The 20,219-nt window shown below is 70.2% G+C and carries 15 protein-coding genes; 2 read left to right on the forward strand and 13 right to left on the reverse strand.

What is annotated here, in order from left to right:
* The first annotated feature begins 169 nt into the window (after nt 1–169).
* A complete protein-coding gene (locus tag AC07PU_RS22970; RefSeq protein WP_495320799.1) occupies nt 170–1,657 on the forward strand; it encodes a nucleobase:cation symporter-2 family protein in 1,488 nt (495 codons plus the stop codon).
* 66 nt (nt 1,658–1,723) lie between these two features.
* Here the strand turns inward: AC07PU_RS22970 and AC07PU_RS22975 are convergent, their stop codons facing one another.
* The 5 genes from AC07PU_RS22975 to AC07PU_RS22995 are packed head-to-tail and all read right to left on the reverse strand — an operon-like array spanning nt 1,724 to nt 8,211.
* A complete protein-coding gene (locus tag AC07PU_RS22975; protein ID WP_203202354.1) occupies nt 1,724–2,512 on the reverse strand; it encodes an ABC transporter permease in 789 nt (262 codons plus the stop codon).
* 2 nt (nt 2,513–2,514) lie between these two features.
* Nucleotides 2,515–3,282 (reverse strand): ABC transporter ATP-binding protein, encoded by a 768-nt coding sequence (locus tag AC07PU_RS22980; protein ID WP_261210784.1) that lies wholly within the window; start codon nt 3,280–3,282, stop codon nt 2,515–2,517.
* 25 nt (nt 3,283–3,307) lie between these two features.
* The gene (locus AC07PU_RS22985; protein WP_495320802.1) at nt 3,308–4,309 is read right to left on the reverse strand and encodes an ABC transporter substrate-binding protein; all 1,002 of its coding nucleotides are present in this window, start codon (nt 4,307–4,309) and stop codon (nt 3,308–3,310) included.
* A 60-nt stretch (nt 4,310–4,369) separates the two neighbouring features.
* The gene (locus AC07PU_RS22990) at nt 4,370–6,094 is read right to left on the reverse strand and encodes a hydantoinase B/oxoprolinase family protein (protein ID WP_495320804.1); all 1,725 of its coding nucleotides are present in this window, start codon (nt 6,092–6,094) and stop codon (nt 4,370–4,372) included.
* Complete coding sequence (locus AC07PU_RS22995) at nt 6,091–8,211, reverse strand: hydantoinase/oxoprolinase family protein (protein ID WP_495320806.1); 2,121 nt, start codon at nt 8,209–8,211, stop codon at nt 6,091–6,093. Before AC07PU_RS22995 ends, AC07PU_RS22990 begins: the two co-directional genes overlap by 4 nt.
* Before the next feature lie 189 nt (nt 8,212–8,400).
* On the opposite strand from AC07PU_RS22995, the gene AC07PU_RS23000 reads away from it, so the two are divergent.
* On the forward strand, nt 8,401–9,063 hold the full coding sequence (locus tag AC07PU_RS23000; protein ID WP_093340533.1) for a TetR/AcrR family transcriptional regulator: 663 nt from the start codon (nt 8,401–8,403) through the stop codon (nt 9,061–9,063).
* Between the two features lie 13 nt (nt 9,064–9,076).
* On the opposite strand, the gene AC07PU_RS23005 is transcribed toward AC07PU_RS23000, so the two are convergent.
* The 8 genes from AC07PU_RS23005 to AC07PU_RS23040 form a co-directional block, all read right to left on the reverse strand.
* Nucleotides 9,077–9,946, reverse strand: a complete 870-nt coding sequence (locus AC07PU_RS23005) for an aldo/keto reductase (RefSeq protein WP_495320809.1) — start codon at nt 9,944–9,946, stop codon at nt 9,077–9,079.
* Between the two features lie 38 nt (nt 9,947–9,984).
* Nucleotides 9,985–11,355 carry a sigma-54-dependent transcriptional regulator gene (locus AC07PU_RS23010; RefSeq protein WP_209544087.1) on the reverse strand — a complete coding sequence of 457 codons (1,371 nt, stop codon included), beginning with the start codon at nt 11,353–11,355 and terminating at the stop codon, nt 9,985–9,987.
* Nucleotides 11,352–13,127, reverse strand: a complete 1,776-nt coding sequence (locus AC07PU_RS23015) for a sensor histidine kinase (protein ID WP_495320812.1) — start codon at nt 13,125–13,127, stop codon at nt 11,352–11,354. The genes AC07PU_RS23010 and AC07PU_RS23015 overlap by 4 nt, the downstream gene beginning before the upstream one ends.
* Nucleotides 13,128–13,266: 139 nt before the next feature.
* The gene (locus tag AC07PU_RS23020; RefSeq protein ID WP_495320814.1) at nt 13,267–14,616 is read right to left on the reverse strand and encodes a dicarboxylate/amino acid:cation symporter; all 1,350 of its coding nucleotides are present in this window, start codon (nt 14,614–14,616) and stop codon (nt 13,267–13,269) included.
* A gap of 390 nt (nt 14,617–15,006) precedes the next feature.
* The gene (locus AC07PU_RS23025; RefSeq protein ID WP_495320816.1) at nt 15,007–15,966 is read right to left on the reverse strand and encodes an NAD(P)H-dependent flavin oxidoreductase; all 960 of its coding nucleotides are present in this window, start codon (nt 15,964–15,966) and stop codon (nt 15,007–15,009) included.
* Nucleotides 15,963–16,973 carry an NAD(P)H-dependent flavin oxidoreductase gene (locus AC07PU_RS23030; protein WP_495320818.1) on the reverse strand — a complete coding sequence of 337 codons (1,011 nt, stop codon included), beginning with the start codon at nt 16,971–16,973 and terminating at the stop codon, nt 15,963–15,965. The genes AC07PU_RS23025 and AC07PU_RS23030 overlap by 4 nt, the downstream gene beginning before the upstream one ends.
* A gap of 6 nt (nt 16,974–16,979) precedes the next feature.
* On the reverse strand, nt 16,980–18,086 hold the full coding sequence (locus tag AC07PU_RS23035) for a CaiB/BaiF CoA transferase family protein (RefSeq protein WP_495320820.1): 1,107 nt from the start codon (nt 18,084–18,086) through the stop codon (nt 16,980–16,982).
* Entirely contained in the window at nt 18,083–20,218 is a 2,136-nt protein-coding gene (locus AC07PU_RS23040) for an acetate--CoA ligase family protein (protein ID WP_495320822.1), read from the reverse strand. Before AC07PU_RS23040 ends, AC07PU_RS23035 begins: the two co-directional genes overlap by 4 nt.
* Nucleotide 20,219 lies beyond the last annotated feature (1 nt).

Here is a 20,219-nt window from a genome sequence, read left to right on the forward strand (position 1 = left end):
AGCCGCGGCACGGCATCCGGCCCACCCGGGCCCTCCGGGTTTTCCTCAGTCCGGATTGCCGCATAAATTGTATACAGTTTCGCGTACACCAGATGCGGTGGACGCGCCCGACGACTGCGCGCCGCACCTCTCCCTATCTTTCTCTCATTGCCGCAGCAGGAGATTCACGATGACGGCCGACTCCCTTTCCTCAGTCCATCCGGTGGACCAGCGCCTGCCCAGCGGCAAGCTCACCGCCCTGGGCCTGCAGCACGTGCTGGTCATGTACGCGGGCGCGGTCGCGGTCCCGCTGATCGTGGGCCGTGCGCTCAAGCTCTCGCCCGACGAGGTCGCGCTGCTGATCTCGGCCGACCTGTTCTGCTGCGGCATCGCCACGCTGATCCAGGCGCTCGGCGCCACGCAGTGGTTCGGCATCAAGCTGCCCGTGATGATGGGCGTGACCTTCGCCTCGGTGGCGCCCATGGTGGCCATCGCCAACGCCAACCCGGGCCAGAACGGCGCGCAGCTGCTGTTCGGCGCCATCATCGGCGCGGGCATCGTCTCGATACTGATCGCGCCCTTCGTGAGCCGCATGCTGCGCTTCTTCCCGCCGGTGGTCACCGGCACCATCATCGCGGTGATCGGCATCAGCCTGATGCGCGTGGGCATCAACTGGATCTTCGGCAATCCCGTGGGCCCGACGGCGCCCGCGCTGGTCGATCCGGTCTACGCCAAGTGGCTGGCCGAAGTCACCTCGCCCGGCAGTTCCATCCCCGCCGTGCCCAAGGGCTTCGCGATCATGCCCACCGTGCCCAACCCCAAGTACGCCGACCTCTCGGGCCTGGGCGTGGCCGCGCTGGTGCTGGTGTCGATCCTGCTGATCGTGAAGTACGCCAAGGGCTTCGTCGCCAACATCTCGGTGCTGCTGGGCATCGTCATCGGCGCGGTCGTGGCCTCGCTCACCGGCCTCATGACCTACGAGAAGGTCGGCAAGGCCGCGTGGTTCGACATCGTGCTGCCCTTCCACTTCGGCATGCCGCAGTTCGACCCGATCCTGATCCTCACGATGACGCTGATCATGGTGGTGGTGATGATCGAATCGACCGGCATGTTCCTCGCGCTCGGCGAGATGACCGAGCGCAAGATCTCGCAGCAGGACCTCGCCAAGGGCCTGCGCACCGACGGCCTGGGCACGCTGATCGGCGGCATCTTCAACACCTTCCCCTACACCAGCTTCTCGCAGAACGTGGGCCTGGTCGCCGTCACCGGCATCAAGAGCCGCTATGTCTGCGTGGCCGGCGGCGTGATCCTGATCGTGCTGGGCCTGCTGCCGAAGATGGCGGCGCTGGTGGAGTCGCTGCCCACCGTGGTGCTCGGCGGCGCGGGCCTGGTGATGTTCGGCATGGTGGCCGCCACCGGCATCCGCATCCTCTCGGGCGTGGACTTCAAGCACAACCGCCACAACGCGATGATCGTCGCGGTCTCGATCGGCGTCGGCATGATTCCGCTGATCGCGCCCAACTTCAAGCAATGGATGCCGCATGCGATCCACTCGCTGATCGAGTCGGGCATCCTGCTCGCATCGATCGCGGCGGTGCTGCTGAACCTGTTCCTCAACGGCGCGAAGCACGACGAGCAGGCGGTGATCGCGGCGGCCAAGCATGCGGATGCGCACTGAGCCGCGGCACGCCACAACGAACGAAGGGGCCGTCGGCCCCTTTTTTCATGCGACGCGCACGACCTGCTAGACCGCGTGGGCCGGCACGCCGCGCTGCGAGGCATGCCAGCCGAGCAGCCGCTCCTCGGCCAGCTCGATCCCCTTGAACAGCACCACGCCGAGCACGCACAGCAGCGCGAGCGCGACGAACACGGTGGAGGTGTCGAAGCTGCCCTGCGCCACCAGGATCACGTGGCCCAGACCCGATTCGCCGGCCACGAACTCGCCGACGATGGTGCCCACCAGCGCGAAGGACACGCCGACCTTCATGCCCGCGAACAGGCTCGGCAGCGCATTGGGAAAGCGGATCTTCCAGAGGATGCGCCCGCGCGTCGCCTTGTTGACTCGCGCCATGTCGAGCATGTCGGGGTCGGTGGAACGCAGCCCCAGCACGCAGTCGATCAGGATCGGGAAGATCGCGATCAGCATCGCGATCGCAACCTTGGGCAGCGCACCGGTGCCCATCCAGATCACGAACAGCGGCGCGAGCGCGACCTTGGGCACGGCATTGAGCGCCACCAGCAGCGAGTAGAGCGTGCGGTCGAGGAAGCGCGAATAGACGATGCCGATGGCCGCGGCCACGCCGAGCACCACGGCCAGCACGAAGCCGTACATCGTGGTGAGCAGCGTGTCGAGCGTTTCGCGCAGCAGGTAGCCGGGCTGCGCGAGGAACTGCCCGATGATCTTCGAGGGCGCGGGCAGCAGGAAGTCGCGGATGCCGAGCAGGCGCACGCACGCCTCCCAGGCCACGAGCAGCACGGCGAGCGTGAGCAGGGCCTGACGGCTGCGCTCGGTGTGGTTCCAGAGTGTCTTCATGGTCAGTAGGCGCCCAGTTCGCGGAAGGTTTCCTTGATGCGCGACACGTAGGCCGCGAACTCGCGCGTCTCGCGCACGTCGAGGCCGCGCGGCCGCTCGAGCTCGATCGGCAGGATGTCGGCGATGCGGCCCGGGCCGCGCGCCATCATCACGACGCGCCCGCCGAGGTACACGGCCTCGGTGATCGAATGGGTGATGAAGATCACCGTCTTGCCGGTCGCCATCCAGGTGCGCTGCAGCTCCGCGTTGAGCGCATCGCGCGTGAAGGGATCGAGCGCGCCGAAGGGCTCGTCCATCAGCAGCAGCTGCGGATCGAGCAGCAGCGCGCGGCAGATCGACACGCGCTGCCGCATGCCGCCCGAAAGCTCGCGCGGATAGCGGTCCATGAAGTCGGCCAGGCCGAACAGGGCCAGCAGTTCGCGCGCGCGCGGCGCATGCCGCGCACGCTCGAGGCCATGGAACTCGGCGGCCGCCAGCACGTTGTCGAGGATGCTGCGCCATTCCAGCAGCAGGTCGCGCTGGAACACCACGCCCATGTTGTCGGGCGGCTCGGTGATCGGCACGCCGTCGAGCGCGAGCCGCCCGCTGGTGATCGGCTCGAGCCCGGCGATGCAGCGCATCAGCGTGCTCTTGCCGCAGCCGCTCGGGCCCACGATCGAGACGAACTCGCCGCGCGCGACGCCGAGGCGCACGTCCTGCAGCGCGGTGATCGGCTTGCGGCCGGACTGGTAGACCTTGTGGAGGCCGTCGATCGACAGGAAATCGGCCACGTGGTGGGCTCCGCGCGCGGGCGCTTCAGACGGAAAGGAGCGCATTGGTGTAGTAGTCGGAGGGTTTGCGGCCCGGCTTGATCTGGCCGGTCTGTTCCATCGAGCGGATCGCCGCGGCCCAGTCGGCGTCGGACTGCTGGCCGATCGGCAGGTTCTTGTCGCCCGGGCTCTGGAAGAACGGGCGGTAGGCCACGAGCTGCCCCTTGAGCACCTCGGGGTCGAGCCGCGCATTGGGCCGCTGCGCCACGATGGCGGCCACCGCCTCGTCGATGTGGTTGTCGTGGATGTACTGCCAGGCGCGCAGCTGCACGCGCGTGAACTTCGCGATCGCGGCCTGCTTCGACTCGATCGCCTTCGGCGTCGTGGCCAGCCCGTAGCTCGGGAAGCTGATGCCGCTGTCGGCCAGCAGCAGCGCGCTGGCCTTGCGGGTCTTCAGCACCATCGGCTGGCCGAACGGGGCCTGCGACATGAAGCCGTCGCTGTTGCCCGAGGCATAGGTCGAGATCATCGCGCTGGGCGTGACCATCACCAGCTCGATGCTGCTCTTGGTCATGCCGTTGGCCTTGAGGAAGGGCTCGATGAACGGCGCCCACGGGCTGGTCGTGAAGCACACGATCTTCTTGCCCGCGAGCTCCTTCGGCGACTTCACGCCCTGCGCCGCGTCGGTCATGACGGCGAGGTCGCCGGTGCGCGCGAAGCCGGCAATCGAGACCAGCTCGAGCCCGTTCTCCTTCGCCACCGCCATGGTGCCGAGCGCCACCTGGCCCACGTCGACCTGCCCCGCCGCGAGCAGCTGCAGCGTCGAGATGGTGCCGGTGCCGTCCTGCACCTCGACCTCCAGGCCCTCGTCCTTGAACCAGCCCTTCTGCTGGGCCAGGTGCACGGCGCCGTGCATGCCCCAGGGCGAGAAGTCCATGCGCACGCGCAGCTTGGTGGCCCCCTGCGCCTGCGCCGTTCGCAGGCCGAGGGACAGCGCCGGTAGCGCGGCCATCGCCGCGAGGCCTTGGGTCAACGTACGTCTTTTCATCGCTTACCTCTGCTTCTTCGTCATGGGGTGGTGGGGGAATCGCGGGAGCGGCGCGGTGCTTCAGTCCGTCGTGCCGGCGCGCAGTGCCTGGGTTTGCGCGGCATCGAGGCGGCCGCTGGCCGGATCGACCACCGCGCGGTAGTGCTGGCGCACGAAGTCGGCCGAGAGCTTGTGGTCCCAGACGTCGCGCTCGATCTCTCGCGCGGGGCGCAGCAGCGGATCGCCGAAGCCACCGCCACCGGGTTGCGTGTGCGTCACCACGCTGCCTCTTGCAATGCGCATGCCAACCTTGCTCGCGAGCTCGGTGGTCTCGCCCGCGTGCTGCAGCCGGTTCGAGGCCGACTTCGCGGGCAGGCCGCCCTGCAGGCCGTAGGGCTGGAACTTCATGCGGTCGGCGCGCAGCTGCAGCAGCACGTCGTCGGCCAGCACGCGGTAGCTGCGCCGGATGCCGAGGCCGCCGCGGTAGCGGCCGGCGCCGCAGGAGTCGGGCTCGAGCTCGTAGGCCTCGACGCGCACCGGATGCTGCGCCTCCAGCGTTTCCACCGGCGTGTTCGAGAGGTTCTGCGAAGCGTTGGTGATCGCCTCGATGCCGTCGGAACCGGGGCGACCGCCCCAGGCGCCGCAGATCATGTCGACGATGATGTAGCTGCTGCCGTCGTCCTTCTTGCCCGAGAGGCAGACCACGGTGTTGCCGCCCTCGCCCGCGGCGGGAATGCGGTCGGGCACCACCTGGGCCAGCGCGCCGAGCATCGCGTCGAACACGCGGTAGCCGGTGAGCGCGCGCGCCGCGACCGCGGCCGGCTCGATCGGGTTGAGCACGGTGCCCTCGGGCACGTGCACCTCGATGCAGCGGAACACGCCGGCGTTGTTCGGCACGTCGCCCTTCAATGCGCAGCGCACGCTGAGGTAGGTGCAGGACTTGGTGTACGACAGCGTCGAGTTGATCGCCGCGCGCACCTGCGGCGAGGAGCCGGTGTAGTCCACGCTGACGCGGTCCTCGTGCACCGTGAGCGCGACGCGGATCGGGATCGGCTCGGGCGAGAGGCCGTCGTCGTCGATGAAGTCCTCGAAGTGAAAGGTGCCCTTGGGCCAGCGGCGGATCTCCTCGCGCGTGAGCCGCTCGGCATAGTCGAGCAGTTCGGCGAAGTAGCGCCGCGCATCGTCGCGGCCGTAGCGGTCGAACAGCGCCGTGAGCTCGCGCACGCCCACCTGCGAGGCCGCGTACTGCGCGCGCAGGTCGCCCAGCACGCGGTCGGGCACGCGCACGTTCTGCGCGATCACGCGCTCCATGATGTCGTTGACCACGCCGCGTTCGTAGAGCTTGACCACCGGGATGCGCAGGCCTTCCTGGTAGACCTCGGTCGAGTCGCTGGCGTTCGAGCCGGGCACGCGGCCGCCCACGTCGGTGTGGTGGCAGATGACGACGCAGAAGCCCTCGAGTTCCTCGCGGTAGAAGAAGGGCACGAACATGAAGATGTCCGGCAGGTGCATGCCGCCCTGGTAGGGGTCGTTGACGATCACCGCGTCGCCCGGCGCGAGCGCGTCGCCGTAGCGCTTGCGCACCTCGGCCATGGCCTCGGGGATGGCGCCCAGGTGCAGCGCGATGGTCTTGGCCTGCGCGATCATCTGGCCGTGGCGGTCGCAGATCGCGGCCGAGTAGTCCATCACGTCCTTGACGATCTCCGAGCGCGCGGTGCGCAGCACGGTGTAGGCCACTTCGTCGACGATGGAATCCATCGCGTTCTTGACCACCGCGAAGGTGATCGGGTCGATGGCGCGGTTCATGCCGGGATCTCCTGGAGGTCGATGACGATGTTGCCGATGGCATCGGCGCGCGCGCTGCAGTGCGGCGGCACGACGATGGTGGTGTCGTAGGACTCGACGATCAGCGGCCCCTGCACCGGCTCGGCACCGAGGCTGGCGCGCGGGACCACGGGCGTCGAAGCGGGCGCCTCGCCGGGCGCGAAGCTCACGAGGCGTTCGCCCTGCGTGCCCTGCAGCGCGGTCGCGTCGACGCGGCACTTGGCGAAGTCGAGGCGGAAGTCGCTGCGGCCATGGGCGCTGACGCGCAGGTTGACCAGCTCGAGCGGCTCGTCGCTGCTGTAGCCGAAGGTCTGCTGGTAGAGTGCATGGAAGTCGCGCGCCAGTTGCTCGAGCACGGCCGTGTCGAGCGTGCCCGCGGGCAGCGCCACCGTGAGTTCAGAACTCTGGCCGAGGTAGCGCAGGTCGGCGAAGCGCTCCACGCGCACCGCGTCGGCCGCGTAGCCCTCGGAGGCCAGCACCGTGAAGCCCTGGTCGGCGAGCACCGCGGTGGCGCGTGCGAGCGCGGCCGGTTCGCAATCGGCCAGCGGGCGCAGCACCGCCTTCACGAAGTTGTGCTCGGCGTCGGCCGAGAGCATGCCGGCCGAACAGAAGACACCGGCCATGATCGGCGCGATCACGCGGCGGATGCCGAGCAGCCGCGCCACCGCCACCGCATGCAGCGGGCCGCCGCCACCGAAGGCGATCATCGACATGTCGCGCGGATCGCGGCCGCGCTCCACCGTCACCGCGCGGATCGCGCGCGCCATGTTCACGTTGGCAACCTGGCGGATGCCGTGCGCCGCGGCGAGGCGGTCGAGCTTCAGCGGCCCGGCCACGTGGGCATCGATCGCCCGCGCCGACAGCTCGGGCGACACCGGCAGGCTGCCGCCCGCGAGCGCTTGGGGATTGAGGTAGCCGAGCACCATGTTGGCGTCGGTCACGGTCGGGCGCTCGTTGCCGTTGCCGTAGCAGGCCGGCCCGGGCGAAGCACCGGCCGATTCGGGCCCGACGCACAGCAGGCCGCCGCCGTCGATCCAGGCGATCGAGCCGCCGCCCGCGCCCACCTCGGCGATGTCGATCGCGGGCACCTTGAGCACGTAGCCGCCGCCCTTGACGAAGCGGCTCGGCGCGCTGATGCCGTCGCGGAACTCGTACTCGTTGGTCAGCGAGGGCTGGCCGCCGACGATGACCGAGGCCTTGGCGGTGGTGCCGCCCATGTCGAAGACGATCAGGTCGTCGTCGCCGCCCATCGCGCCGATGCGCGCGGCGCCGGCCACGCCGCCCGCCGGGCCCGAGGCCACGGCGAACACCGGCTTCTCGGTCGCGGAGGCGATGCCCATCATGCCGCCGTTGGAGGCCATCACCTGCAGCGAGGCATCGACGCCCATGTCGCGCAGGTCCTTCTTCAGGCGCGCGAGGTAGGTCTTCATCGCGGGCAGGATGTAGGCGTTGACCACCGTCGTGCTGGTGCGCTCGTACTCCTTGATCTCGGGCAGCACCTCGCACGACACGCTCAGCAGCAGCTCGGGAAAGCGCGCCTGCAGCGCGGCCTTGGCCTGGAGCTCGTGCGCCGGGTTGATGTAGCTGTTGAGGAAGCACAGCGCGACCGCGTTCACGCCGTCGGCCACCAGCTCGCCGGCCTGCTCGAGCAGGTGCTCGACATCGAGCGGCACGACCACCTCGCCGCGCGAGCCCATGCGCTCGCGCACGCCACGACGCCAGCGGCGCGTGGCCAGCGGCTGCGGCTTCTGCCAGCCGAGATCGAACATGGTGGGCGTGCGGATGCGGCCGATCTCCAGCACGTCGCGAAAGCCCTCGGTGGTGAGCACGCCGGTGTTGGCGCCGACCTTCTGCAGGATGGTGTTCGACGCGGTGGTGGTGCCGTGCACGATCTCGGCGATGTCGCCGGGCGCGATGCCCGCTTGGTCGATCAGTACGCGCAAGCCGTTGACGATGGCCTTGCCGAGGTCCTCCGGCGTGGTGGACGTCTTGTTGACGAAGAGCCGGCCGTCGGGCATCGCGAGCACGATATCGGTGAAGGTTCCTCCGATATCGCATCCGACGCGCACGCCTTTGCTTCGCTGTGGTGCAGAACCCATTGTGATGCTCCGTTCTAGCGGGGTTGGACGATAATGGGACCGGCCTTAACTAACTAACTGGCTAGTACCATTGAGGGCGAAATATAGGAGCCGCGGCCGCACGATGTCAACCTTTGTTTTGCATCTTTTTCGCGCCCGCGCCGGAAGTAGACTCGCGGCCTCGGTGGTGCCTCGCCGACATCAGGACCCATGACACACGACACAAAGACGCCCAAGCCGCGGCAGCGCAATGCCGTGGCAACGCGAGACCGGATCTTGAAGATCGCGAGCAAGGAGTTCGCCGCGCACGGCTACGATGGCGCGCGCATCGACGCGATCGTGGCCCGCTGCAAGATCAGCAAGAACCTCGTCTATCACTACTTCGACAGCAAGGAGGCGCTGTTCATCGAGGTGATGGAGCGCGCCTACGGCGCGATGCGCGAGCGCCAGAACGAGCTTGCGCTCACGGGCGAGGACCCGGTGCGCGACATGCGCGAGCTGGTCGAGAAGACGGTGCAGCACTTCATCGACCAGCCCGAGTTCCACCAGCTGCTGTCGACCGAGAACCTGCACAAGGCGGTGCACATCCGCAAGTCGAAGGTGATCTCGGAGATGTTCAACCCGCTGCGCACCGCGCTGTCGACCATCCTCGAGTCGGGCAAGCAGAAGGGCGTGTTCCGCCGCGATGCCGACTGGGTCGACCTCTATGTCTCGATCTCGGGCCTGGGCTCGTACTTCATCACCAACCGCTACACGCTCTCGTACGTGCTCGACGTCGACCTCGGCGCCTCGGACCGCCAGCAGTCGCGGCTCAGGCACGCCTCGGACATGGTGATCAGCTACCTCTGCGACCGCAGCGGCGACGCGGCCTAGCCGCCGCCTCCGATCAGATCATCGCGAGCGCCGTCTTGCGCTTCGGCGGCGGATGCAGCCGGTCGAGCTTCGCGAGCACGCCGGCGTCGAGCTTCAACGAGGCCGCCGCGAAGTTCTGCTTCAGATGCGCGCTGCCCACCGCCTTCGGAATCGCCGCCACGCCCGGCCGCGCGATGACCGCGGCCAGCGCGAGCTGGGCCGCGCTCACGCCCAGGTCCGCCGCGAGTTCGCCGAGCTCCTCGTCGTCGGCCAGCGCGCCCTGGTCGATCGGGCTGTAGGCCATCAGCGGGATGCCGCGCCCGCGCTGCCAGGGCAGCAGGCTGAACTCGGGACCGCGCTCGCCGAGCGACAGGTAGACCTGGTTCGCCGCGCACGAGGGACCGCCCTGCCCCAGCGGCGCCAGTTCCTCCATGTCGTCGGTGTCGAAGTTGCTCACGCCCCAGCGCGCGATGCGCCCGCGCGCCACCAGCGCCTGCAGGGCGTCGACGGTCTCGGCCAGCGGATGGTTGCCGCGCCAGTGCAGCAGGTAGAGGTCGATGGCATCGAGGCCCAGCCGCTTCAGGCTGCGCTCGCAGGCCTCGGGCGTGCCGCGCCGGCTCGCGTTGTGCGGATAGACCTTGCTGACGATGAAGAGCTCGTCGCGCCGCACCTCGTTGGCGCGCAGCGCCTCGGCCACGGCCTGGCCCACCACGGTCTCGGCGCCGCCCTCGCCGTACATCTCGGCGGTGTCGATCAGCCGGTAGCCGAGCGCGATGGCCTCGCGCACCGCGGCCACCTCGGCCTGGCGGCGGCCCGCGGCCTCGCCCATGCGCCAGGTGCCCAACCCGAGCACGGGCATCTCGTTGCCGTTGCCGGCGCCATGGGGAAAGGAGAGTGTTCGCATCGGGCCATGCTAGCGCCGCCCGAATGCCTGCACGCGAGTTACTTGAATTCCTCGGCCGCGATGCCGAGCTTGCGCAGCTTGTCGAACAGGGTCTGGCGCGCGATGCCCAGCGCGCCCGCGGTGGCCGGCTGGTCGCCCTGGTGCTGGCGCAGCGCCTCGACGATGACGGCGCGCTCGAAGGCCTCCACCTGCTGCGGCAGGGCCTGCGGCAGCACCTCCTCGTCGCTCGCGCGCAGCAAGGTGAGCCGTTCGCCGAGCAGGCCCAGCACGAAGCGGTCGGCCACGTTGCGCAGCTCGCGCACGTTGCCGGGCCAGGCATAGGCCATCAGGTCGGCGAGCTGGGCATGGCTGGGCACCGGCGCGGGCCGGTCGTACTTCTTCGCGGCCTGCAGCGTGAAGTGCTCGAACAAGAGCGGGATGTCCTCGCGCCGCTCGCGCAGCGGGGGCAGCTCGATGAACGCCACGCCGATGCGGTAGTAGAGGTCGGCGCGGAATTTCTGCCGGTCGCTCAGCGCCTTCAGGTCCTCCTTGCTCGCGGCCACCACGCGGCAGTCGAAGGGGATCGGCTTGTTCGAGCCGATGCGCTCGATGCTGCGCTCCTGCAGCGCGCGCAGCAGCTTGATCTGCACCGCCATCGGCATGCTCTCGATCTCGTCGAGGAACAAGGTGCCGCCGCTCGCGTATTCGAACTTGCCCACGCGCGTGCGGTTGGCGCTGGTGAAGGCGCCGGCCTCGTGGCCGAACAGCTCGCTCTCGGCCAGCGCCTCGGGCAGGCCGCCGCAGTTCAGCGGCACGAAGTGCTCGCGCCGCCGCTCGCTGTGGTCGTGCAGGCAGCGCGCCACCATCTCCTTGCCGGTGCCGGTCTCGCCGTAGATCAGCACGTCGGCCGAGGTGCCGGCCAGGGTCATCACGTTGCGCCGCACCCGCTGCATCTGGGCCGAGCGGCCGATCAGCACCGACTGGATGCCGTTCCAGTTGTCGAGCGCCTCGCGCAGGCTGCGCACCTGCAGCGCCAGCTGCCGCCGCTCGATCGCATGCCGCACGATGGCCACCAGCCGCTCGGTGGTGAAGGGCTTCTCGATGAAGTCGTAGGCGCCGTCGCGCATCGCCGCCACCGCCATCGCGATGTGGCCATGGCCCGTGACCAGGATCACCGGCAGCTCGGGATCGATGCCGCGCACCTCCACCAGCCACTCGGTGCCGCTCATGCGCGGCAGCCGCACGTCGCACACCACCACCGCGGGCACGCCGAAGGCGATGTGCGGCCGCACCCGCTCCACGCTCGCGAAGGCCTCGACCTCGAAGCCCGCCAGGCCCAGCATCTGCGCGGTGCTCAGACGCACGTCGTCGTCGTCTTCGACGAGCAGCACGCGGATGGCGGAGGCTTCGTTGGCGGGCGGTGGTGTCATGGGTGGGCGTGGGGGCTGGCGGCCGGCAGGTCGACGACGAAGTATGCCCCGCCGCCCTCCCGGTTGTCCGCCCGCAGGCCGCCGTTCATGGCGCGCACGAGTTGCGCGCACAGCACGAGGCCGAGCCCCAGCCCCGAACCCGCGGGCTTGGTGGTGACGAAGGGCTCGAACAGCTTCGGCACCACGTCGTCGCGGATGCCGGGCCCGGTGTCGCTCACGGTCAGCACCGCGCGGCCGTCCTCGCTCAACCGCCCCTGCAGGCGCAGCACGCGCTGCGGCATGTGCTCCATGGCCTCGATCGCGTTGCGCATCAGGTTCACCAGCACGCTGCCGAGCGCGGCCTCGTCGGCCATCACGGCGAGCTGCGGCGGCTCGATGTCGACCTCGACCTGCACGCCGTGCTTCTGCTCGGCGCCGGCGACGATCACGCGCGCATCGTCGATCGCGGCGGCCAGCGCCACGGGCGAGGGGCCGAGCTGGTTCTTGTGCGAGAAGGTCTTGAGCTGCGCGGTCAGCCGCGCGAGGCGGTCGACCATGTCGCGGATGCGCTTGAGGTTGCCGCGCACCTCGTCGTGGCGTTCGTGGTCGAGCAGGATGGTCGCGCTCTCCGACAGCGTGCGCATCGCGGTCAGCGGCTGGTTGAGCTCGTGCGCGAGGCCGGCCGACATCTGGCCCAGCGCGGCCATCTTGCCGGCCTGCACCAGCTCGTCCTGCGCGGCGCGCAGCTGCGCGGTGCGCGCCGCCACCATCGACTCGAGGCCGTCGTGCGCGGCCTGCAGCGCGGCCTGGTTGGCGAGCTTCTGGCGCTCGGCGCGGCGGCGCTGCCACAGGGTCACGCCCAGCAGCAGCAGCGCGACCATGCCGAGCCCGGCGGTCACCGCGGCATTGCGCGCGGCCACGCGCAGCGGCGCCATGTCGTCGAGCGTGAGCAGCTGCCACGGCGCGTTGCGCAGGGTGCGGCTGGCGACGAGCCGGTCGGCGCCCTCCACGCGGATCAGTTGCACGCCCGGCGCCAGCGCCTCCAGCCGCTGCCAGCGCAGCGGCGCGAGCGCGGCCTCGCCATAGGGCCGCGAGCGCAGCACCTCGGCGCGCTGCAGCGCGTCGAGCGGCAGCAGCGGCCGGAACTTGAGGTCGTCGCGCGTGGCGAGGATCACCACGCCGCGCTGGTCGACCACCACCACGTCGCCCGGCAGCTTGCGCCACGCGGCCTCGTTGTCCTCGAGGTTGATCTTCACCGTGACCACGCCGGGCACGGCCGGTTCGCGGCGCAGCGCGTACGAGAGGTAGTAACCGGGCCGGCGGCTCGTGATGCCCACGCCGTAGAAGCGGCCGCGCCCCTGGGCCAGCGCATCGATCATGTAGGGCCGGAACTCGTAGTGCTGGCCCAGCGTGGTGCCGGGCCGGTCCCAGTCGGAGGCCGCGAGCGAGGTGCCGCCGGCATCGAGCACGTAGAGCATCTCGGCGCGCGCGGTGGCGTTCACGCCCGCGAGGTAGCGGTTGGCGGCGTCGCGCAGCGAGGCGTCGGCCGGCGCGTTCAGCAGCGCGGGCACCACCGGCGTCATCTCGAGCAGCGCGGGCAGGTAGTCGAAGCGCGTGAGCTCGGCGTCGAGCCCGGTGGCGACCATGTCGAGCCGGTGCTCTGCCGCCTCGCGCAATCGCGCCAGGCCGGCCTGCGTGGAAAGGTGGTGGCCGACCAGGGCGGACAGCGCCACCAGCACGAGCGCGGCGCACCAGCGCACCACCGCGCGCCGGGTGCGGGGACGGAAGGTCACGGTGGAAGTCTCCATGGAAGGGCGCGCCGCTCTGGTTCGGTTCTCGGGGCGCAGGTTAATGCAGATTGCGAAGCCGCAAGGCAGGACGCCCGCGCGAGGCGGGCGTCCGAAGAAAGACCGGCGCGAACGCCGGCCCCGATCAGCGCCCGCTGCCCGCGGGCATGTGCGCTTCCTTGGCGTCGAGCACCAGCTCGGGCTCGTCGGCCTCGGCGCCGCTGCCCTGGTTCAGCTGGTTCGTCAGGCGCTCGGTGTCGAGGTCGCCGGTCCACTTCGCGACCACCATGGTGGCCACGCCGTTGCCGATCAGGTTGGTCAGCGCGCGCGCTTCCGACATGAAGCGGTCGATGCCCAGTATCAGCGCCAGGCCCGCCACCGGCACGTGGCCCACGGCCGACAGCGTGGCCGCCAGCACGATGAAGCCGCTGCCGGTCACGCCGGCCGCGCCCTTCGAGGTCAGCAGCAGCACCAGCAGCAGCGTGATCTGCTGGGTGATCGACATCGGCGTGTTGGTGGCCTGGGCGATGAACACCGCGGCCATGGTCAGGTAGATCGAGGTGCCGTCGAGGTTGAACGAGTAGCCGGTGGGAATCACCAGGCCGACCACCGACTTCTTGGCGCCGAGGTTCTCCATCTTGGCCATCATGCGTGGCAGCGCGGCCTCGCTCGAGGAAGTGCCCAGCACGATCAGCAGCTCTTCCTTGATGTACTTGATGAACTTCCAGATGCTGAAGCCGTGCGCGCGCGCGATCGCGCCGAGCACCACGAAGATGAAGAACAGGCAGGTGGCGTAGAAGGTCGCCATCAGCGCGCCGAGCTGCACCAGCGAGCCCACGCCGTACTTGCCGATGGTGAAGGCCATCGCGCCGAAGGCACCGATCGGAGCCACCTTCATGATGTAGCCGACGATGGTGAACAGCACGTGCGAGAACTTCTCGATGAAGTCGAACACCAGCGTGCCGCGGCCGCCGAAGCGGTGCAACGCGAAGCCGAACATCACGGCGAACAGCAGCACCTGCAGGATCTCGCCCTTGGCGAAGGCATCGACCACGGTGGTCGGGATCACGTTGAGCAGGAACTCGGTGGTCGAGGCCATCTTGCCGGGGCCGGTGTAGGCCGCGATCGACTTGGCGTCGAGCTGGCTCGGGTCCACGTTCATGCCGTGGCCGGGCTGCACGATGTTGATGATGACCAGGCCGACGATCAGCGCGATGGTGCTGACGATCTCGAAGTACAGCAGCGCGAGGCCGCCGGTCTTGCCGACCTTCTTCATGTCCTCCATGCCGGCGATGCCGACCACCACCGTGCAGAAGATGATCGGCGCGATGATCATCTTGATCAGCTTGATGAAGCCGTCGCCCAGCGGCTTCATCGCGGCGCCGGTGTCGGGATAGAAGTGGCCGAGCAGCACGCCGATGACGATGGCGGTGATGACCTGGAAGTACAGCGATCTGTAGAAGGGCTTGGGGGCGGATGCGGATACGTGGTCCACGGGAAATCTCCTTGAGGCCGGGGGCCGGCCGGGGCTGAACACTGGGATGGAAAAGGGGGTGCGCCCGACGGGCGCGGTCGGACGGGGTCAGCGCGCCGGCGCGCCGCCGCGCGGGGCGGGGCGTGCTGGCGAAGGGGGTCGCAAGGCCGGTCGGCTGAAGGTCATGGTTGTCTCCTGGGCTCGTTGTCGCCGGCTGCGCCTTCGGAAAAGGCGGCGCCGGCAGTGGAGAACACAGAGCAACGCACATGCCAGTCAAAATGGCATGAGAACCCGACTCAAGTCATTGATTTCATTGAAGAAAATCAGGAGCCAGCGAGGCCCCGCGCCGCGCATCCGGACGCGGCCCGCGCAGGCCGTCCGGCGTTTCGGACGCGCCTTTCAGGGAAAACCCTAGGCCGATGCGGACGCGCCGAATTCCGCGCGCAGCCCGCGCACCACCTGCTCGACCGTGGCCAACCCGGCCACGCCGCCGACCGAATGCCCGGCGCTCCACAGGTCGGCCCAGCGCTGGATCACGGCGCCCTCGGAGCCGCCGCCGAAGCGCTGGCGCGCCTCCTGCACCGACACCGTCTCGTCGAGCGCCGCCGGATCGAGCCCCGCGTTCACCACCGAGGGCCGCAGGAAGTTGGCCGGCAGGCCGGTGAAGGCGCGCGTGGTCATCACGTCGTCGAGCGAGCTCGCGGCCAGCATCTTCTTGTAGGGCGCCGAGGCCAGGCTCTGCTCGGTGGCGATGAAGCGCGTGCCCATCGAGCCCAGGTCGCAGCCCAGCACGGTGGCCGCGCGCAGCGCCACGCCGTCGGGCAGGCCGCCGGCCAGCACCAGCGGGCCGTCGAAGAAGGCGCGCACCGCGCGCACGAAGGCGAAGGGATTGGCCCAGCCGGTGTGGCCGCCCGCACCCGCGGTCAGCAGCACCAGGCCGTCGGCGCCGGCCTCGACGGCGCGCTCGGCATGGTGCACCGAGGCCACGTCGGCCAGCACCAGGCAGCCGCCGTCGTGCAGCGCGGGAATCACCGCCGCGGGCGAGCCCACGCTGGTGATCACGAGTTCGGCACGGTGCCGCACGATCAGCTCGACCTCGGCGCGCACGCGTGCCGGGTCGCGCCGCATGATCAGGTTGGGGCACCAGGGCGCATGCGCGGTGCCGGCATCGCGCGCCGCGGCCGCCTCGTCATTGAGCCGCGCCATCCAGCCAGCGAAGGCCTCGAGCGATTCCGCATTGGCGGTCGGGAAGGCGCCGACCACGCCGGCACGGCAGGCGGCCGACACCAGTTCGATGCCCGACACGCGCAGCATCGGCGCGGCGATCGCGGGCACCGCCAGGCGGTCGAGGAAAGGCAGGCGCTGCGTCATGAGGGCTCCGGTGCGGGGGACACGAGGGAAGGCAGGCGCGCGAGCGAGGCCCGTGCCTGCGCCAGCAGTTCGGCCACGATGGCCGCCAGCGGCTCGATGCGCCGCGCGAAGGCGATCGATGGCCCGAGCGACACCATGCCGCGCTGCCAGTCGCCCTGCGCATAACAGTGGTCGCGCGTCGCGCGGCCGTCGATCAGCGTGCCGAAGGCCGCATGGTCGGCCGCGCCGGCGCGCTCGATCGCCTCGACCTCGCGCGCGGTCTCGTTGCGCAGCACGCGCCAGGTGTTGCCCAGCGTGTGCAGCAGCCGCACGGTGGACTGCTCGTCGCAGTCGAGCAGGTGCCGCTTGTAGGCCGGATGGGTGGCGATCTCCTCGGCCACCAGGAAGCGGCTGCCGATCAGCACGCCGTCGAGCCCCTGCGCGAGCACGGCCGCGAGCTGGCGTCCATGGCCGATGCCGCCGGCCAGCACCACGGGCACGCGCAGCTGCTCGGCCGCCAGCGCGCCCAGCAGCATGGTCGGCAGCTCGTTGGCGCCCGGATGGCCGCCCTCCTCCATGCCGACCAGCGCCACCGCATCGGCGCCCGCGCGCTCGGCCGCGAGCGCATGGCGCAGGCCCGGCGCCTTGTGGATCACCACCGCGCCGGCCGCGTGCAAGGTGCCGATCAGCTCGCCGGGCGCATAGCCCGCGGTCTCGAAATGGCGCACGCCGTGCGCGAGCGCGATCTCCATCCAGCGCCGCACCGCCGTGTTGGCCTCGGGCCGCTTCGAGAGCGTGAGGTTCACGCCGAAGGGCCGCCCGTGCGTGAGCTCGCGGCATTGCACGAGCGCGGCCGCGAAGGCCGTGTCGTCGGCGAAGGAGCGCGGCGTGACGAAGCCCATGCAGCCGGCGTTCACCAGCGCAGCCACGTAGCGCGCATCCGACAGCCACATCAACCCCCCGCCGAGGATCGGATGGTCGATGCCGAACAGCTCGGTGATGCGGGTGCAAAAGAGCGGTGCCGTCATGGCCGCTCAGCCGCGCGCGCTGTCGAGCCGCGGCGCGCCGCCGAGCCCGCCGGGCACGACGCCCGCCATCGGCACCGGATAACGCGCGAGCGCGAGCGCTGCATCGCCCTCGAACTTGCCGCGCTGCGCGAACTGCGGCAGCGCCGCGAGCGCGGCCGGCTCCACCACCGGCGCCACCGGCACGTCGTGCCGTTGCAGCAGCGCGAAGGCATCGTCGGCATCGAGCACCGCCAGCGCCTCGGCCAGCCGCGCATTGATCGCCGGCGCCACCTTCTTGCGCGCGCCATGCGAGCGGAAGGCCGCGTCGGCATAGGGCGAGAGATCGAGCGCCTCGCACAGGCGGGCCCAGAAATGGTCCTCGAGCGCGGCCACCGACAGGTGCTTGCCGTCACGGCACAGGAAGGCGCCGTAGGCGGCCTTCACCAGCGTGGCCTCGCGCTGCGCTGCCAGGTCCGCATCGCCCGACGAGCGCCAGGCGCCGAGGCGCGGATTCATCCAGTGCAGCGCGCAGTCGGCCAGCGCCACGTCGAGGTGCTGGCCCTGGCCCGTGTGCTGGCGCTGCAGCAGCGCGGCCAGGGTGGACGACAGCGCATACATCGCGCCGCAGAGGTCGGCCACCGGCAGGCCGAAGCTCTGCGCCGGACCGCCGCCGGGCACGCCCGAGACCGCGAGCACGCCGGCCGCGCCGAGGTAGTTGATGTCGTGTCCCGGCAGGTCGGCCCACGGCCCCTGCTGGCCATAGCCGCTGAGCGACACATAGACCAGCCGCGGAAACTCCGCGCGCAAGCTGTCGGCATCGAGCCCCAGCCGCGCCATCACGCCGGGCCGGTACGACTCCACCACCACGTCGGCCGTGGCGATCAGCGCGCGCACTTCGGCGCGCTGCGCCTCGTCCTTCAGATCGACCAGGAGGCTCTGCTTGCCGCGGTTCACGGCCTCGAACACGCCCGGGCCCATGCGCCGCACGTTGTCGCCATGCGGCGGGCGTTCGATCTTGATCACGCGCGCGCCGAGCTCGGCGAGGTTCTGCGTGAAGAAGGGGCCGGGCAGCAGCTCGCTGAAGTCGACCACCACGATGCCGGCCAGCGGCGGCGTTGCGACGGGGTGCGTCATGCCGGCACGCGCTCGATGATCACGGCGTCGAGCGGCAGCGCGCCCTCGCCCGCCGCGCCCACCCAGACCGGGTTGAGGTCCATCTCCTCGATGCGGTCGGCATTCGCCACCACGAAGTCCGACACGCGCAGCAGCAGCGCCTCGAGCGCCGCGAGGTCGGCCTTGGGCCGGCCGCGCGCGCCGTCGAGCAGCGCGAAGCTGCGAATCTCGCGCACCATCGCCGCCGCGTCGCGCGGACCGATCGGCAGCATGCGCCGCGTCACGTCGCGCAGCACCTCGACGTAGATGCCGCCGAGGCCGAAGGTCATGACATGGCCGAACACCGGGTCGCGCGTGACGCCCATCATGAGTTCGGTGCCGCCGCGCGGCGCCATCTTCTCGACCAGCAGGCCGTCGACCGTGGCCTCGGGATGGTGCTTCGCGGCCGCGGCCATGATCTCGCGCCAGGCCTCGGCGACCTGGGCCGCGTCCTGCAGGCCCACCTTCACGCCGCCAATGTCGGACTTGTGGACGATCTGCGCGCTCGCGATCTTCGCGACCACCGGGTAGCCCATGCCTTCCGCCAGCGCGCGCGCCTGCTCGGCCGAGCTTGCGAGCCCTTGCGGCAGCAGCGCGATCCCGGCTTGCTTCAACTGCGCCTTGGCCTGCGATTCCGACAGGCTGCGCGTGGCGAACTCGCCCTCGGGCGCGCGCGTCGGCAGCACTGGTTGCGCCTCGGGGTTCGACGGGTTCGCGCGCTTCCAGCGCCCGTACTCGACCCAGCGCGCGATCGCCGCGATCGCCTTGTTGACCGAGCGCGGCGGCGCGAAGCCGGCCGCCACCAGCTTGCGATAGCCCTCGCCGAGCCGGTCGCTCATCCAGATCGGCACGATCGGCGAGGCGCTGTCCTTCTGCGCATTGATGATGTTGTCGGCCATGCGCGTGGTGGTCTCGCCGTAGTCGAGCGCGATCGGCACGATGGTCAGGCCCGTGTGCGGATCGTTCGCCACGCAGCCCAGCGTGGTCTCGACCACGGTCTTGTCGCTGAGCACCATCGCCGTGGTGTCGACCGGGTTGCCGATGGCTGCGTAGTCGGGCAGCTTGGCGCGCAGCACCGCGGTGGTCTCGGGCGCGAAGCTGGCCAAGGTGAGGCCGGCGGCGCCCACGGCGTCGGCGGTCAGCGCGGCCGTGCCGCCCGAGGAGCAATAGATGCCCAGCGCCTCCTGCGCCCCCGGCATGGCGCGCGCGAACAGCCAGGCGGTGTCGACCAGCTCGTCGATGTCGTCGACCTCGATCACGCCGAACTGACGGAACACCGCGCTGTTGACCTCGGCCGAACCGGTGAGCGAGGCGGTGTGCGACTGAGCGGCCTTGCGCCCGTATTCGGAACGGCCCACCTTGAGCCCGATCACGGGCTTGCCGTTGGCCGCGCAGCGCTGCACCGCGGCCGCGAACTTCGCGCCGTCCTTGATGCCTTCGAGCAGCGTGACCACCACCTTGATGTCGGGCGCGTCGGCCATGTAGTGGATGAAGTCGGCCACCTGCAGGTCGACCTCGTTGCCGGTCGAGGCCCACAGGCCGATGCCGATGCCGCGCTCCATCGCCTGCATCACGTTGCGGCCCAGGCCGCCGCCCTGCGTGGCCAGGCCGATCGGGCCCTTCGTGAGGTCGTGCGGGAACGAGGGCGAGAAGGTCAGGCCCAGCCGGTGGTTGACGTTGGTCAGGCCCGGGCAGTTGGGGCCGTACAGCCGCAGGCCGCCGCGCGCGGCGATCTCCTTCATGCGCTGCTGCTCGCGCTCGCCTTCCTCGCCGGCCTCGCCGAAGCCCGAACTCAGGATCACGGCGAAGCCCACGCCGCGAGCGGTGCACTCCTCGATCACGGCCAGCACGCCGCTCGCGGGCACCGCGACCACGGCCACGTCGGGCGTGGCGGGCAGCGCGGCCACGCTGGGCCAGCACTTCCGGCCGCGCAGCTCGGCCTTGGTGGGATTGACGAGGTAGACCTCGCCATCGAATTCGGAGTGCTCGATCAGGTTGGTCAGCGTGCGCTCGCCGATGCTGCCTTCGCGCTCGGAGGCGCCGACCAGCGCGATGGAGCGCGGGCGGATCAGCCGCGCGATGTCGACCGGGCGCGTGTCCTGGGTGCCTTGCATT

This window comes from Variovorax sp. GW821-FHT10D07 (assembly GCF_059415325.1).